The organism is Agromyces sp. NPDC055661 (assembly GCF_053618135.1).
On the sequence record NZ_JBSHHC010000001.1, the window covers coordinates 2,340,476 to 2,354,577 of the forward strand.

Sequence of the window (14,102 nt, forward strand, 5' to 3'; positions counted from 1 at the left end):
TGACGCGGTAGCGGCGGATGCGGCATCCGGCCGTGTCCGGTCGCGGTCGGGCGAACCCTCAGCGTTCGAGGAACGCCCGCCCGTAGAGCGCGTCGGCGTTGCGCCAAGCCATGAGCTCGGCGACGCGGATCGCCTCGTCGACCGGCCAGCCGTGCTCGGCGACGTAGCCGGCGAGCACGCGGGTCGTCGCATCGCGCCACACGGCGGCGCCGAGCAGCACGCGCTCGGGCACGCCCCACGCGTCGGTCGAGAAGAGCACCTTCGCGAACGGTGCGAGGTCGAGCGACTCGAAGACGAGGACCTCTGCGTTCGCTCCGACGTGGGCGAGCGCGAGGCCCGCGTCGAGGTACACGTGCGGGTAGAGGTGCGCGAGCATGCCCGCCTCGCGCAGGTAGGGGTGGCAATGCAGCAGCGCGAGGCGTCCGCCCGTGGCCTGCGTCGCCGCGATGAACGGCTGCAGCAGGAACGGGTCGGCGCGGTCGAGCCGCAGGTCGGGGTCGCCGAATCCGACGTGCACCTGCAGCACGGCGGGTCCGCCGCGGTCACCGTGCTCGAGCGCCCACCACGCGAGGTGCCTGATGATCACCGGGTCTTCGAGGCGCACGGATGCCCCGCTGCCGCGCCGGGTCGCCGCGTGCCATGCGTCGGCCGCCTCCGCCAGCTCTGCGGGCGTGGGCCTCGCGGGGTCGAGCGCGAGTCCGCCCCGGTACGCGGCGACGGTCTTGAACCCGACCGCGCTCGCCGCAGCGCTCTCGAGCGCCACGGGCAGCCGGTCGACGAAGTCGGCGCCCGACGTGGCATCCGCCATGACCGATTCGGCCAGCGTCTCGAGGCGCACGATGCGGTGGACGCGGACGGCGGGGCTGCCGGAGCCGTCGCCGTCGTCTCCGTCGCTCGCGAGCTCGGCGAGCTGCGCGTCGGAGATCAGCCGCTCGGGCGCGTGGCCGTCGTCGATGAGGTACGTGCGGATGCCGGAGGCGCGGAGGAGCCGGCGGGTGGCTTCGTCGAATCCGAGTCGCTCCCGGGCGGCGAGGTAATCCGCAGCATCCGCGTAGGGAGGCAGGCCGAGGACCGGCGCGCAGAACCGGCGCAGGGCGAAGCCGAGCTGGCTGTCGAAGATCGCGGTGCGGTCGGTCGCGTGCTCTGCCTGCGTCAGTGCGTCGAGCAGGTCGTGCTCCGCGAGCGGCGGGCGCAGCAGGCTGTGCGCGTGGTGGTCGACGAGCGGCATGTCGTCGATGGCGCGTGCGAGCTCGGCGTTCGAGGTCATGCGGCGATTCTCGCGCGCGTCGCGCTGGGCGGCATCCGTCGTCGGCCGCCTCCCTCGAATTGGGGCTGAACCGGCACCTGATCGCTGGGCGTCCGCGGGAGTACCGTGCGGTCATGGGATGCGTGCTGGTCCCGGCGCTGCACCAAGTGGCAGGGCACCTGGGCACGGCCGGCACAGGTGGAGATTCGTACGCGGCATCAGGCGTGGCCCTCGGGCCGGCGCTGCTGCCGATCCTCGCGCTCATCGCGAGCGTCGTCGCCGCGGTCGCGGTGGGGTCGCTCGTGATCGCCTGGCTGCGCACCCCCGAGCCGACGGGCCTGATCGAGCTCACCGACCCGAAGACCGCCGGGCTGCTCTCGGTCGGGTTCACGTCGGGCACGGCTGCGCAGCGGTGGCTGCCGGCGACCGTGGTGCAGCTCGCGTGCGATCGCGTCATCACGATCGACGACCGGCGGCCGGGGGCGGATGTCGCGGGCGGACGCCCGAAGGACGTCCGGCTGGTCTTCGGCACCTCGGATGCCGCAGAGCGACGCTCGCTCGCCGGCGTGCGCGCCGTTGCGGCTTCGGCCGACGATGGCGACCCCGAGGCCGGGGTGGTCGCCGCGGTCTTCGAGCCGGGCATGTCCGGCGGACCGCGCGAGCCGACGCCCGGCACGAGCGTCGACGTGGATCGCGTCGTGACCCGCAACTCGTCGCTCGCGTCGTTCACGCGGAACCGGTTCGTCGACGCCGGCGAGTGGTTCCGCGAGCCGCGTCCGAGCGTGCGATTCCGCACCGCCTCGATCGGCGGCGTGCTCGGCATCGTGCTCGGGTTCATCTCGCTGGGCGTGGACGCCGCGTCGAACTCGATCGCCTGGAGCGCGATCGGCATCGGGGCGGTCACCCTCGGCCTGCGCGTGCTGCTGCCGCGCTGGATCCCCCTGAACGCCGCCGGACTCCTGCTGCGCGAACGGGCGAACCAGCTGCGCGAGATCGTCGCCACCGCTGAGATCCCGACGATCGCGTCGGGGGCGCAGGTGCTGCCGTGGGCGGTGCTGTTCGACGAGGCGGGCACCATCCGTCGCGTCGCCGAGGTCGCGGAGGGATCAGGTGGCGCGCCGGCCTGGTACCGATCCACCGAGCCGTTCTCGGCCGACCGGCTCGTCTCGTGCCTGGCCCTGATGACGACGGAGCTCTCGCAGCCGATCCGCCTCGGGGCGAAGGCGCCTTGGAAGCGCGACGGTGGTCGCTTCGGCGTGCCGGTGGGCTACGACGGTTGGGGCCGGCTCGGCGGGTGGTACGCGAGCGACGGTGGCGCCAGCATCGCCGGGTTCGGTGACGCCCGGTTCGAGCACGGCGCCGGCGATGTGGGCGGCGGCTTCGACGGCGGCGGATTCGGCGGGTTCGATGGCGGCGGCGGTGGTGGCGGCGACGGCGGGGGAGGGAACTGAGGTCCGCGGCATCCGCTGTGCGTCGGCGTCACCGCGACGAAGTCCGATTCCCGCTGGTCGCCTGGGTTGCGGCGGGCCCGGTCGGGGTGAGGATGGAGTCGTGCCCCGACGCCACACCACGCTGCCGACCGCGATCGGCGACCTCCTGGCCGTCGCCGACGGCGACGCGCTCGCGGGCATCTACTTCCCGGCGCACTGGCATCCGCCGGTCGCGGGCTCGACCGGATCGGCCGTGGACTGGCGTGCGGATGCGCTCGTGGGCCGGCTCGGCGAGGAGCTCGGCGAGTACCTCGACGGACGGCGCACCGAGTTCGACCTGCCGATGGCGCCGACGGGCGACGAGTTCCAGCTGTCGGTGTGGCGGATGCTGCGGGGCATCCCCTACGGCGAGACGACCACGTACGGCGAGCTCGCCGAGCGCCTCGGCGATCGCAACCTCGCTCGTCGCGTCGGCGGTGCCGTCGGGCGCAACCCGCTGAGCATCCTCGTGCCGTGCCACCGTGTGGTCGGCGCCGACGGTTCGCTCACCGGCTATGCGGGCGGGCTCGACCGTAAGCGGTTCCTGCTCGAGCTCGAGGGCGCCGAGGTGGTGGCGCAGCGGCGGTTGTTCTGAGGTGGCGCTCGGGAGGGCCCTTCTCTCCGCAGAATCGGTAGATCCGTCGACAAATCTCCTGGGCGACAAATCTCTTGGGCGACAAATCTGCGGATCTACCGGCTCGCTTCAGTGCTCCCTTGCGCTCAACGCTTTCAACTTGTCCTCAACAGGCCGTCATTCGGTGCTGTTATTCACAGGCTGATCTGGCCTTTTCATGTGGACTGAATGTCGGTGGGTGCGGTGATCATGGGTCCATGACCGGCATCAGCGACACCCTCCACGAGGTGCGGTCGCGGCTGCTCGGCACGCTCGCGTTCGACGCGCCGGCCGGCTGGACCGACGACGAGCTCCTCGCCAACGCGGGCGCGCTCGAGGCGCTGGGTCGGGTCGTCGATGCGCACCGGGTCGCGGTCGCGGGTGAGGTCGCGGAGCGGTCTCGTGCCGAGCTCGGCGATGCACGGCTGTCGACCCGGAAGGGGTGCCGGTCCGCGGTCGAGCTGCTCGAGCGGGTCACCCATGTGTCCGGGTTCGAGGCACGCCGACGCGTCAGTCTCGGTGCGGCCACCCGCCTGCGGGACGGGTTCGCCGGTGAGCCAGGTGAGGCTCGGTTCCCGGCCGTGGCCGCCGCGCTGGCTAGGGGTGAGGTCGGGGCGGATGCCGCAGCCGCGATCATCCGCGAACTCGACCGCACCCGGCCCAACGCCGTCCCCGCCCGGCTCGCCGCCGCCGAGCAGGCACTCGTTGCCGAAGCGACCGGGTCCGGCGACGGGGCGCCGGTGCGGTGCACCGCCGACGAACTCCGGGTGCAGGCGCAGGCGTGGGCGGTGTTCCTCGACCCCGACGGCGCCGAGCCTGCTGATGAGCGGGCGATGCGTCGGCGCGGATTCCGGCTCGGCCGCACCCTGCGCGACGGGCTCATCCCGGTCACCGGCGAGTTGATGCCCGAGGTCGCCGCGAAGCTCACCCGCCTCTTCGACGCGCACCTCTCACCCCGCGTCGGCGGCGGATTCCAGACCGACCAGGAGCGGGCCCGAGCGGCGGAATCCGGCGAGGACCGCAGCCCCGATCAGCAACGCCACGACGTGCTCGCCGCGATCATCGACACCGCGGCCCGCTCCGGGGAACACCCCACGATCGGCGGCGCACCACCCACCGTCCTGGTCAGCGTCCGCGCCGCCGACCTCGCCACGGGGCGCGGGGTCGCGCACGCCGACGGCATCGACACCCCGATCTCGCTCCGTGCAGCGCGGCACATGATCTGCACCGGCGGCACCCAGACCATCACCTTCGACCACACCGGCCGGATCCTCGCGCTCGGCTCGCCGGAACGCTGCTTCACCGCCCACCAGCGCCGTGCGATCACCATCCGCGACGGCGGCTGCATCATCCCCGGCTGCACCATCCCGGCCGCATGGACCGAGATCCACCACGTCACCCCCCACACCGACGGCGGACCCACCCACCCCGACAACGGCGTCCTCCTGTGCTGGTTCCACCACCGCACCATCGACACCTCCGGCTGGATCATCCGCATGACACGCGGCGTCCCACACCTCCGACCACCCCGATGGCTCGACCCCACCGGAACCTGGCGACCCACCACCAAATCCCCCACCCGCCACGCCGACCAACACGAACGCTACGACTCTGGGCGCGAACGCTCCGTGCGCCTGACCGCCGCATCGGTCGCTTGAGCGGCATGCGATCCATCCCCGAATAGGGGATACGCGTTGGCCGTCCTCGACGAATATCGTCGCGCCGAGCATCGAGGGGGAGTCATGGCGAGCAACGAACCGAGTTGGAAGGTACGCGTAGCCATCGAGGGGGTGATTGCCGGATTAGTCGCGCCGATCGCAGTGGGAATCCTCCTGCTCTTTCTCGGCACTCAGGTCGGTGAGTGGTTCGATTCGCCGACGTGCAAGACCCGGAGAATCTTCAGCTCGTCGACGCGATACGAGCGGAGGCGTCCAGTGTGCACACGGACACCGAGGAAGAGGGCGGACTTACGCATCCAGCATCCGACGCGCACGATGGTGACCTCGGGACGGGATGGGTGGAGGATGCACCGGATCTCGGCACGGGTGAATGGATCGAGTTCCAACTTCCGGCGGGGACCAACCTACGGATGGTCTGCATCGTGAACGGCTATGCGAAGACCGCCGAACGGTACCAGGTCAACGGCCGAGCTCGACAGGTTGCGACTGAGACCGACCGCGGCACGACGACTGCGTCGCTGCCTGATAAGGCAACTGAGGCCTACGCCGAATTCCAGCAGGTCGCGATCGCCTCCGGACAGACCGATAGCGTGCGATTGACGATCAGGTCCGTGAGGGCGTCAGCAGGCTCATCCGGCACGAAGGACACCGCCATCAGCGAGGTGGAGTTCTGGGGCGAATAGATTCGGCGAGCTACCGCTCGTCGTCGCTCGTGATCCAGGGCGCGCCCCAACTGGATGCCGCGCGGCGGGCGGCGTTGCGGCCGTCCTCGTCGGCGCGCGACGGACCGGGCAGCGTCTCCTCGCCCTCGACGCGCTGCATCTCCTCGTAGCCCTCTTCGACCTCGTCGTGGTCGCGTCGACCCATGATCTGCCGCCTTCCACCAAGCTCTGCGGGCGAATTCTGCTCACGTTCAGTCTCCTCCGTTCGAAGCGCCGGCGCGATGGCATCGGGCTCTTCGATCGACCAATAGAGCGTCTGGCGGGTCGGGAAGGGCTGACGCTTGGTTCGCGGGTCGAACTCCGACACCGCGGCTCTGGTGATACCGGATCCGGGCGGAAGGAACCCAATTCCGGTGGCGCGTTGAACCTCGGCATCCACCCTTGGTCGGACTTCATCGGCCCGTTCGTCGACCAGCTCCAACATGGCATCGACGAGATTCGCGAACTTGACGACGAGACCCCATGGGAGCGGCTGACCGATCGTCGTGATCAAGAGTTCCCGCTCGCTCGCATGTTCGTGGTCGATGGAGACCACCGGCCACGTGGTGAGGAGTTCGCTCTGCGAATGCGCGACCGTGGTGTTGCGATACGCCCGCACCGTTTCGTGGAGGCCGAGGAGCGATTCCGGGATGGTGATGTAGTCATCGAGTCGCTTCCTCACTGCCGAGTGCATGAAAGCCCGGCAGTACGAAACCACCGCGAAGTCGACAAGCCATCCGGCTTCAGTGCTGTTTCCGGCTCCTTGCCTTTTCGCCGCGACTTCGAGCGCCCGTTTCGCAGGTAAGAGGTCGGCATTGGCGAAGCCGCTCAACTCAACGAGGAGACGTACCGCGGGTGAATTCGGGGCGAGTACGAGCTCGAATCGTTGATCTCTCGGTTCGCCAGTCACCCGAGCACCCCGTCGGGATCCCGCACCACGACCCGCGGCGACCCGTCGGAACGCGCACCCACGACCGACGGCAGCACACGGAAGAGCTGGCGCACTGCGCTGCCGACGCGGGTCACGCCCGAGAAGTCGAGGACGAGGCATCCGTCGTCGGACACGAGCGGAGCGAGCCGGGTGAGCACCTCCTCGGCGGCGGCGAAGTAGATCTCTCCGCGAAGCATCGCGACGGTCTCTCCGTCCGAGGTCGTGAGCGAGCCGATCGCCGAGAGCGCGTCGCCGCGGTGCGCGAGCATGTGCAGGCCGTACTGCGCGGACAGCCGCTCGAGCATCGTGACGCCGCGCACGCTGTTGCCGCGTGCGTCCAGCCGGGGGCTGAACGTGCCGATGCCGAACTGGCCCGGTTGCACCGCCACGATCCCGCCGCCGACGCCGCTCTTCGCGGGCAGGCCGACGTGGACCATCCAGTGGCCCGACTCGTCGTACATGCCGCAGCTCGTCATGACCGCGGTCGTCCAGCGCGCGGCATCCTCGCTGATCACGCGCTCACCCGACACCGGGTTCACGCCGCCCGTCGCGAGCGTCGCCGCCATGATCGCGAGGTCGCGGGCGGTCACCGAGAGCGAGCACTGCCGGAAGTACGCGGTCGTCGCGACCTCCACGTCGGCGGCGAGCGTGCCCGCCGACTTCGTCAGGTAGGCGAGAGCCCGGTTGCGGTCACCGGTGCGCGCCTCCGACGAGAACACGTCCTCGTCGACGACCAGGTCGCGGCCCGCGAACCGCTCCAGGCCCGAACGGATGACGCCGAACTTGTCCTCGACGGTGTCGCCGGCGATGAGCGAGGTCGTCACGATCGCGCCGGCGTTGATCATCGGGTTGAGCGGGCGACCGGATGCCGGCTCGAGGCTGATCGCGTTGAACGGCTCGCCGCTCGGCTCGAGGCCGACGTGCTTCGTGACCTCGTCGACGCCGAGGGCGTCGAGCGCGAGGGCGAACACGAACGGCTTCGACACCGACTGGATCGTGAACGCCACGTCGCTGTCGCCCGCGTCGTGCACGTCGCCGCGTGTGCTCACGAGCGCGATGCCGAGGCGCTCGGGCTCGACGTTCGCGAGTTCGGGGATGTACGACGCGACTTCCCCGCTCGTGTCGGGACGGGCGGCGTCGAGCACGGCGTCGAGCGTGGCGCGGACCGGGTGGTGCAGGTCGACCGGCATGCGGTCAGCCTATGGGGCACGGATGCCGCGCGTCACGGGTCCGGCCGGTGACGAGCGCGTGACGACCCCCGATCGCAGCCTCGGGGCGACGGGCGATTCGGGCGCGTCGGGTCGAATTCGGGCACGCGGTCGATTCGCGGCATCCGTCTTCGTCGTACCAGTAGGACGCCACGCCCGACGACGGAGGGAACCGCCATGCTCACGAGCCTCGAACACGAGCGCCGCATCCACGAGGCCGAGGTCGCCTGGATCGTGTCGAAGCGCGCCGCGGCGATGCGCTCGCGCGACGCCGACTGGCTCGCCGCCCGCTACCTGCCGGGTGCGCCGGTCGTCGGTCCGACGCCGCCGGTGACGCGGATCGCGGACCCGAGCCGTGACGCCGTGCGGCTGTGGGAGTGGTTCGAGCTGCTGCAGGGACGCATCCGGTGGTCGTCGCGGATCGAGCGCGTGCGCATGAACGGCGACCAGGCGATCTGCCGTTGCGTCGAGCAGGTGAGCGTGCGGGCGTGGACGCAGGCGCGCGTGCGGATGACGCTGACGACGACCGTCGCGCTGCGGCGGGTCGCCGAGGTCTGGCTGATCGAGTGGGAGCATGCCGTCGAGGCGTGAGCATCCAGCTCCCGCTCTCGGCTGCCATTCGGCGCTCGTAGAGCGCTCTCACAGCCGAGCGGGGTACATTCATCAGTGGGACATTCGACCCACTTCCCCCGGTGGGAGTCCCCCGGCCGGCGCCATGGGCGGAGCCGCTCGACCCCCCGAGCCGAGCTCCTCATGCCCCGGCGCCGGTCCGCGTGCGTCCGCGTGCCGGATCCGAACCCTATCCGGATCCGGCACGCGATCAGCGCGCGCCCTTCACCAGACGGATGCCGCGAACGCCCGCATGCGTTCGGCGAGATCGCGCGGCACCTCCGCCGCCGTGAAGTGCCCGCCCTCGTCGAGGCGACCGAACTCCCTGAGACCGCGGTAGTGCTGCCGCGCGATCGATTCGGGGTACGCGGCTTCGTGCCGCTGGATGTACACCGCGGCCGGCACCTCGGTCGGCGGGATGGCGTCGGGCTGATCGGCGCCCTCGTAGTACGGGCGGAAGGACGTGCCGATCGACTGGGTGACCCAGTAGATCATCGCCTCGGTGAGGATGTGCTCGCGGGAGATGCGACGCTCGACGGCCGATGGATCGCCCGGCGGAGTGTCGCTCCACTCGACGAGCTTCTCGGCGAGCCAGGCGAGCAAGCCGGCAGGGGAGTCGTTGAGCGCCGCCGCGAGCGTGTCGGGGCGGGTGGCCTGCACGTGCCCGTAGGCGCCGTCGGTCTCGTGCTTCGCGGCGAGCTCGGCGAAGAAGGCCTGCTCGTCGGGATCGGTGAGCGCCGCGCGCTCGTCGTAGGTCGGGAAGTGCGAGTGGGTCGCGACGATGCCGGCGACCTCGGGGTAGCTCGCGGCGATGAGATCGCTGACGTTCGCCGTGACGTCCTCGCCGTAGGTCAGCCAGCGCTCGTAGCCGAGCACGTCGGTCATGAGCGCATGCATCGTCGCCGCGAGGCGCCGTTCGGTCATCGGCCCGTCGGCGTACGGCGTCGAGAACGCGAATCCGGGCAGGCTCGCGACGACGACGTGGAAGTCGGGCAGCGCGTCGACGAAGTCGAGCTGCAGCGCGAACGTGTGCGGCCAGCCGTGCATGACGAGGAGCACCGGGGCATCCGCTCGCTCGGCTCGTCGATGCACGAAGTGCACGACCGCCTCGTCGATCGGCACGGTGAACTGCGGATGCCGGTTGAGCCACGCCTCGCGTTCGCGCCAGTCCCACGCGAGCCACGTGTCGACGAGCTCGCGGAGGTACGCGGAGCTCATGCCCGAGCTGGGCTTGCGCGGCGAATCGTCGAGGAAGCGGGTGCGCGCGAGGCGCCCCCGGAGGTCGTCGAGGACCTCGTCGGGCACGTGGAGCTCGAAGGGCTGCGGCTCGCTCATGGGCTGACGCTACGCCGCCCCGCCGACATGGACGGCGGCGGCGTACGCGCGCGGTCCGCGACGGACTCAGACCGTGGCGACCAGCCGATGCATCGCGGCGGCGATCTCGCGGCCCCACTCCTCGGCGCGCTCCAGCTCGCCTGCCTCGAGGTGACTCTGCTTGTCGACGAGGAAGCTTCGGCGCTCGACCATCGGGTCCGAACGCATCCGTCGGAGCTCGTGCTCGATCTTCTTCGCGGCCGAGCCGCTGAAGATCTCGGGGATGTCCGCGCGCGTGTCGAACACGGCGCAGCGGGCGGGCAGTTCGTCGACCCGGTCCAGCCACTCGCGCACGCCGATGCCGTCGGTGGCGGGTTCGAGCTCGAGGTCGCGTTCGGGATCGGCCGCCCACTTCGCGGCATCCGCTCGAGTCTGCGGTCGGCTGAGGCAGTGCACGTGCGTCGGCGCCCCGACGATGAGCAGGTCGGTGTCGGTGATCGAATCGGATGCCTCGGTCACGCGCACGAGCGTCGTGGCGGTGCCGGATCCGAGGCCACGCGCGATCGCCTCCGCGATCCGTCGCGTGCTGCCGAACATCGATTCGTAGACGATGGTGACCCGAGTGGCGGTCATGGTGCTTCCCTCCTGCGTGGTTCCGGCCTTCATGGGCTGTGCTGCCGGATGCCTCGACTCCAGTCTTCGCGGAACGGGAGGTGGCTCCCGGGCCGTTGGTCCCCCGGGACCGCGGCGCTGCCGCCCGGGCGCCGGCGAGGGTGGCCCCCATGCACGAGAACGGGCCCGCCTCCGAAGAGGCGGGCCCGTCCGATCAACGTGGCGGGGGCTACTCCGCCGGGTTGTTCACCGTGACCCCCATGGTGCCGCCGGTGTTCTGCGAGGTGACGGTCACCGTGACGCCGTGGCCGGCCACGTAGACGCCGCCGAGCGGGTTGCTGGCGTCGAAGTACGCGTCGGTCTTGGCGTCGGAGAACGTCGCCTTCTGCAGGGTCTTGCCGTCGGAGCCGACCGCCGCGAGCGACTGGATGGTCTGGCTCTTGCCCTTGCCGACGAGGACCTCCTTGTGCAGCGCGACGGGGTCCATCGTCTGCAGGCCGAAGGTGGCGTCGAACGGCTGGCGACGGTTGCTCGGTCCGGTGCCGTCGGAGTACGTGAACTTCACCGGGTTCGCGTCGATCGGCAGCGCGAGGCCGTGGCCCTGGTGGTCGATCGTGTTGTTGTCGGTGTAGGTCTCGTCGACCGCCCAGACGAGCATGCCGTCCTGGAAGGGGAAGCGCTCGACGTGGTCGGGCGCCGTGTACGGCTTGTCGAACTGGTAGGGGCCGTCACGCAGCGTCGAGTCGTAGCCGACGTACGTGCGGTTCTCGACCAGGTAGTAGCGGTCGCCGGACGAGGTCTCGGAGCCGGTGCTGATCTTGAAGCCGCCGTCGGCGGTCCAGCCGTTCGCACCCGACTCGGCGGAGTCGGAGAGCAGCGTGGTGCCGCCGTTCTTCACGACGATGTCGTCGATGAACGCGCCCGCGAGGTGCACGCCGCCGTCGCTCTGGTAGCGGAACCGGAAGTCGACCTTGCCGTTGCCGGGCACGGTGAACCGGAGGCTCGACCACTTGCCGTTGGTCGTGCCCGAGATCGGCGCGCCGATCTGGACCCACTTGCCCGCGGCATCCTTGTACTCGGCGTACAGGTAGTCGTAGCCGTCCTCGATGTCGTACCAGGCCTTGGCGGTGACCGTCGCCGACTTCATGCCCGTCAGGTCGAGCGTGCGCGTGAGCGTCGTGTTCAGGTCGTCGGCGCTGGAGGTCCACCACGCGTGACCGCCGTTCGGGGTCACGTAGTTCGACGTGACGGGCTCGTCTGGAACGTCGACGACGAGCGCCTGGTCCTGGCCGTCGGCCTGCAGCGCGGCCGGGCTGAGCGTGTAGTCGCCGCCCTCACCCGGGTTCACGATCGAGTAGTCGAGCCAGCCGAGCTGGAGCTTCTCCCACGGACCCATGTAGCCGGGCGTCGTGCCGATGTCCTCGGTGCCGTGGTTGAGCCACGAGCCCGACGACATGAGCGTCCAGAACGAGGTCGAGTTCTCGCCGCCGTTGGTGTCGTAGAAGTCGGGCAGGCCGAGGTCGTGGCCGTACTCGTGCGCGAACACGCCGAGGCCGCCGTTCTCCGCCTCGACCGTGTAGTCGCCGATCCAGAAGCCGGTGTTCCCGATCTGCGCTCCGCCGAACTGGGCGCCGGTCGGGCCGGTCACGCCGTAGTCGGTCGAGTTCACGTACCAGCGGTGCGACCAGATGGCGTCCTCGCCCTGCGCGCCACCACCGGCGTCCTCGCCCTCACCGGCGTGCACCGCCTGGAAGTGGTCGAGGTAGCCGTCGGGCTCGTTGAAGTCGCCGTCGTTGTCGTGGTCGTAGCGGTCCCATTGGTCGAAGCTCGCGAGCTCGGCCTTGATCTGGTCGTCGGTCTTGCCGGCGGCCTTCTGCGCGTCGTACCACGCGTTGCCGGCGTCCTCGATGAACTGCCATGACCCGCCGAAGTCCTCGACGGCGTTGTCGCCGTAGGTCGAGGCGTTGCCGGGCACCTTCACCCAGTCGCTGACCTCGCCGGCGATCGTGTAGTTGCCCGAGGACTGCTGCTCGTAGAAGTCCTTGAACGACTCGCCGTCGCCGAAGAACAGGTCCTCGTAGGACGTCTTGTTGAAGTCCTTCGTCCAGTGCGTGCTGTTGTTGACCGCGCGGTCGGGCTCGGGGATCTGGTTGTGCAGCGGGCCGGGCGTCGTGCCGAGCTTGCCGCTGCCCTGGTCGCCGAACTCGGCCAGGATCGTGAAGACCTGGTCTTCACCGGTGACGGCGGCCTGGTAGTACTTGTCGTCCGACAGCTGGACCACGCCGTCCTCGCCCGGAGCGGCCTGCCCCGAGAGGATGAGCTTCTGCGCAGCCTTGCGCCGCTCGTTCTGTCGTGCGGTGAGCGGACCGGGGCGGTTGTCGAGGCGCTGGGCGGCCGACGGTGCCGGGTCCTTGGCGGGAGCAGCGAACGCGGCCGGTGCGAATGCCGCACCGGCCACTACCGTCGCCCCCGCCGCAGCGACGGCCAGCAGGCCGCGCGTGCGTCGATTCACGGGTTTCTCCTTCGGGTTGAATGCCCGGGATCGCCGGGCACAGTGCGGGAAATCTAACACCGCGAATCCGCCTTGGGAAGATGTTGACTTCGGTCATCTTTTTCGCGTTAATGCAGCCAATTCGAAGGACTGCAGCGCACCACGAGCGGATGCCGCGACGTCGCGTCGACCGTTCCTACACCCATCCGCGCCGTACGGCCTCCGCGCCCAGCTGGATGCGCGTCGCGACCCCCGCGAGGTCCATCAACTCGGCGACGCGACGCTGCACCGTGCGCACCGAGATCCCGAGCTGCGCGCCGGCCGCGGCATCCGTCAGCCCGAGCAGGAGCAGCTTCAGCAGGTCTCGATCGACCGGCTCCTCGACGGGCTCCACCACCTCGGCGCGGTCGGCGAACAGGCGCGGCGCGTCGCGCCAGGCCTCCTCGAACATCGCGACCACGAGGTCGAGCAGCCCGCTCGGGTGCACCAGCAGCGCGCCCGAGACCTTCCGCTCCCCGTGGGAGTACATCGGCAGCAGGGCGAGCGACCGGTCGGCGAGGAACAGCCGAGTGGGCAGGCTCGGGAGCACACGCACCTCCTCGCCGAGCGGTTCGAGGTCCCGCACCACGTCGACGAACCCGGGGCGGTCGAGCACAGCCGTCTCGACCACGACGCGATAGCGCACACCACGCGCGAGGGCGCGGTCCTCCTCGGTGTTGTCGGCACCGCTGAGCAGCGCCACGTCCTCGAGCACGAACGCGCACACCTCGTCCTTCGCGGCCGCCTGCAGCTGGCCGAGGCGTTGCACCACGGCCTCCGGCCCGAGCACCACGTCGACCACGTCGGGCGCCGCCCGCTGCGCCGCGCCTTCGCGGTAGAGGTCGCTGAGGTGCACGAGCGCCTCGTGCGCCTCGGTCAACCGGCGCTCGCGTTCGAGCAGGATCGGTCGCAGCGCCACCGACGGCGGCGACGCGACGACCCGGTCTGGCGCCGACGCCTGCCGCGCGATGAGGCCGAGCTCCTCGAGCTCGTCGAGGATGCCGCGGGCCTCGCGCACGGACATCGACGCCGCCTGGGCGACCTGCTCGAGGTCGGCCGACGGCAGCGAGAGCAGCACGCGGTAGACGGCCGTGTGGGCCTCGTCCAGTCCGATCGCCTCGAGCACGAGCACCTCCTCACCGTGCCGCATCCGGTTCAGCGCGATGACCGGGAAGCGTCTTCACGCGTGG

Annotated in this window: 12 protein-coding genes; 5 read left to right on the forward strand and 7 right to left on the reverse strand. The window is 70.5% G+C overall.

Translation table 11 applies throughout. The annotated features are described in order from the left end of the window. Positions 1–58 precede the first annotated feature (58 nt). Positions 59–1,267, reverse strand: coding sequence for an amidohydrolase (locus ACWGO8_RS10730; RefSeq protein WP_452043049.1), 1,209 nt, complete (start codon positions 1,265–1,267; stop codon positions 59–61). Between the two features lie 203 nt (positions 1,268–1,470). On the opposite strand from ACWGO8_RS10730, the gene ACWGO8_RS10735 reads away from it, so the two are divergent. From ACWGO8_RS10735 to ACWGO8_RS10750, 4 genes are all read left to right on the forward strand, one after another. Continuing rightward, positions 1,471–2,697: a hypothetical protein gene (locus tag ACWGO8_RS10735; RefSeq protein ID WP_452043050.1), complete on the forward strand. Its 1,227-nt coding sequence runs from the start codon at positions 1,471–1,473 to the stop codon at positions 2,695–2,697. A gap of 100 nt (positions 2,698–2,797) precedes the next feature. Next, positions 2,798–3,310, forward strand: a complete 513-nt coding sequence (locus ACWGO8_RS10740; protein ID WP_452043051.1) for a methylated-DNA--[protein]-cysteine S-methyltransferase — start codon at positions 2,798–2,800, stop codon at positions 3,308–3,310. 236 nt (positions 3,311–3,546) lie between these two features. Continuing rightward, a complete protein-coding gene (locus tag ACWGO8_RS10745; RefSeq protein WP_452043052.1) occupies positions 3,547–4,986 on the forward strand; it encodes a DUF222 domain-containing protein in 1,440 nt (479 codons plus the stop codon). Positions 4,987–5,264: 278 nt separating this feature from the next. Beyond that, positions 5,265–5,690 (forward strand): NADase-type glycan-binding domain-containing protein, encoded by a 426-nt coding sequence (locus tag ACWGO8_RS10750; RefSeq protein WP_452043053.1) that lies wholly within the window; start codon positions 5,265–5,267, stop codon positions 5,688–5,690. 10 nt (positions 5,691–5,700) lie between these two features. Here ACWGO8_RS10750 and ACWGO8_RS10755 read toward each other — a convergent pair whose 3' ends face one another. Continuing rightward, positions 5,701–6,540 (reverse strand): hypothetical protein, encoded by an 840-nt coding sequence (locus ACWGO8_RS10755; protein WP_452043054.1) that lies wholly within the window; start codon positions 6,538–6,540, stop codon positions 5,701–5,703. A 74-nt stretch (positions 6,541–6,614) separates the two neighbouring features. After that, positions 6,615–7,829 carry a glutaminase A gene (gene glsA / locus ACWGO8_RS10760; RefSeq protein WP_452043055.1) on the reverse strand — a complete coding sequence of 405 codons (1,215 nt, stop codon included), beginning with the start codon at positions 7,827–7,829 and terminating at the stop codon, positions 6,615–6,617. A 195-nt stretch (positions 7,830–8,024) separates the two neighbouring features. Here glsA and ACWGO8_RS10765 point away from each other — a divergent pair, with 195 nt between their 5' ends. Continuing rightward, the gene (locus ACWGO8_RS10765) at positions 8,025–8,438 is read left to right on the forward strand and encodes a YybH family protein (RefSeq protein ID WP_452043056.1); all 414 of its coding nucleotides are present in this window, start codon (positions 8,025–8,027) and stop codon (positions 8,436–8,438) included. Positions 8,439–8,681: 243 nt separating this feature from the next. Here ACWGO8_RS10765 and ACWGO8_RS10770 read toward each other — a convergent pair whose 3' ends face one another. From ACWGO8_RS10770 to ACWGO8_RS10785, 4 genes are all read right to left on the reverse strand, one after another. Further along, on the reverse strand, positions 8,682–9,791 hold the full coding sequence (locus ACWGO8_RS10770) for an epoxide hydrolase family protein (protein ID WP_452043057.1): 1,110 nt from the start codon (positions 9,789–9,791) through the stop codon (positions 8,682–8,684). A 66-nt stretch (positions 9,792–9,857) separates the two neighbouring features. Continuing rightward, positions 9,858–10,403: a flavodoxin family protein gene (locus ACWGO8_RS10775; protein ID WP_452043058.1), complete on the reverse strand. Its 546-nt coding sequence runs from the start codon at positions 10,401–10,403 to the stop codon at positions 9,858–9,860. A 208-nt stretch (positions 10,404–10,611) separates the two neighbouring features. After that, positions 10,612–12,894: an immune inhibitor A domain-containing protein gene (locus tag ACWGO8_RS10780; protein WP_452043059.1), complete on the reverse strand. Its 2,283-nt coding sequence runs from the start codon at positions 12,892–12,894 to the stop codon at positions 10,612–10,614. Between the two features lie 175 nt (positions 12,895–13,069). Continuing rightward, the gene (locus tag ACWGO8_RS10785) at positions 13,070–14,062 is read right to left on the reverse strand and encodes a helix-turn-helix domain-containing protein (RefSeq protein WP_452043060.1); all 993 of its coding nucleotides are present in this window, start codon (positions 14,060–14,062) and stop codon (positions 13,070–13,072) included. Between the last annotated feature and the right edge of the window lie 40 nt (positions 14,063–14,102).

Excerpts from the sequence above, each read along its gene's own strand:
- ACWGO8_RS10730 (WP_452043049.1), bottom strand. The coding sequence starts at position 1,267 with ATGACCTCGAACGCCGAGCTCGCACGCGCCATCGACGACATGCCGCTC.
- ACWGO8_RS10745 (WP_452043052.1), top strand. The coding sequence starts at position 3,547 with ATGACCGGCATCAGCGACACCCTCCACGAGGTGCGGTCGCGGCTGCTC.
- glsA (WP_452043055.1), bottom strand. The coding sequence starts at position 7,829 with ATGCCGGTCGACCTGCACCACCCGGTCCGCGCCACGCTCGACGCCGTG.
- ACWGO8_RS10765 (WP_452043056.1), top strand. The coding sequence starts at position 8,025 with ATGCTCACGAGCCTCGAACACGAGCGCCGCATCCACGAGGCCGAGGTC.
- ACWGO8_RS10770 (WP_452043057.1), bottom strand. The coding sequence starts at position 9,791 with ATGAGCGAGCCGCAGCCCTTCGAGCTCCACGTGCCCGACGAGGTCCTC.
- ACWGO8_RS10775 (WP_452043058.1), bottom strand. The coding sequence starts at position 10,403 with ATGACCGCCACTCGGGTCACCATCGTCTACGAATCGATGTTCGGCAGC.
- ACWGO8_RS10785 (WP_452043060.1), bottom strand. The coding sequence starts at position 14,062 with ATGCGGCACGGTGAGGAGGTGCTCGTGCTCGAGGCGATCGGACTGGAC.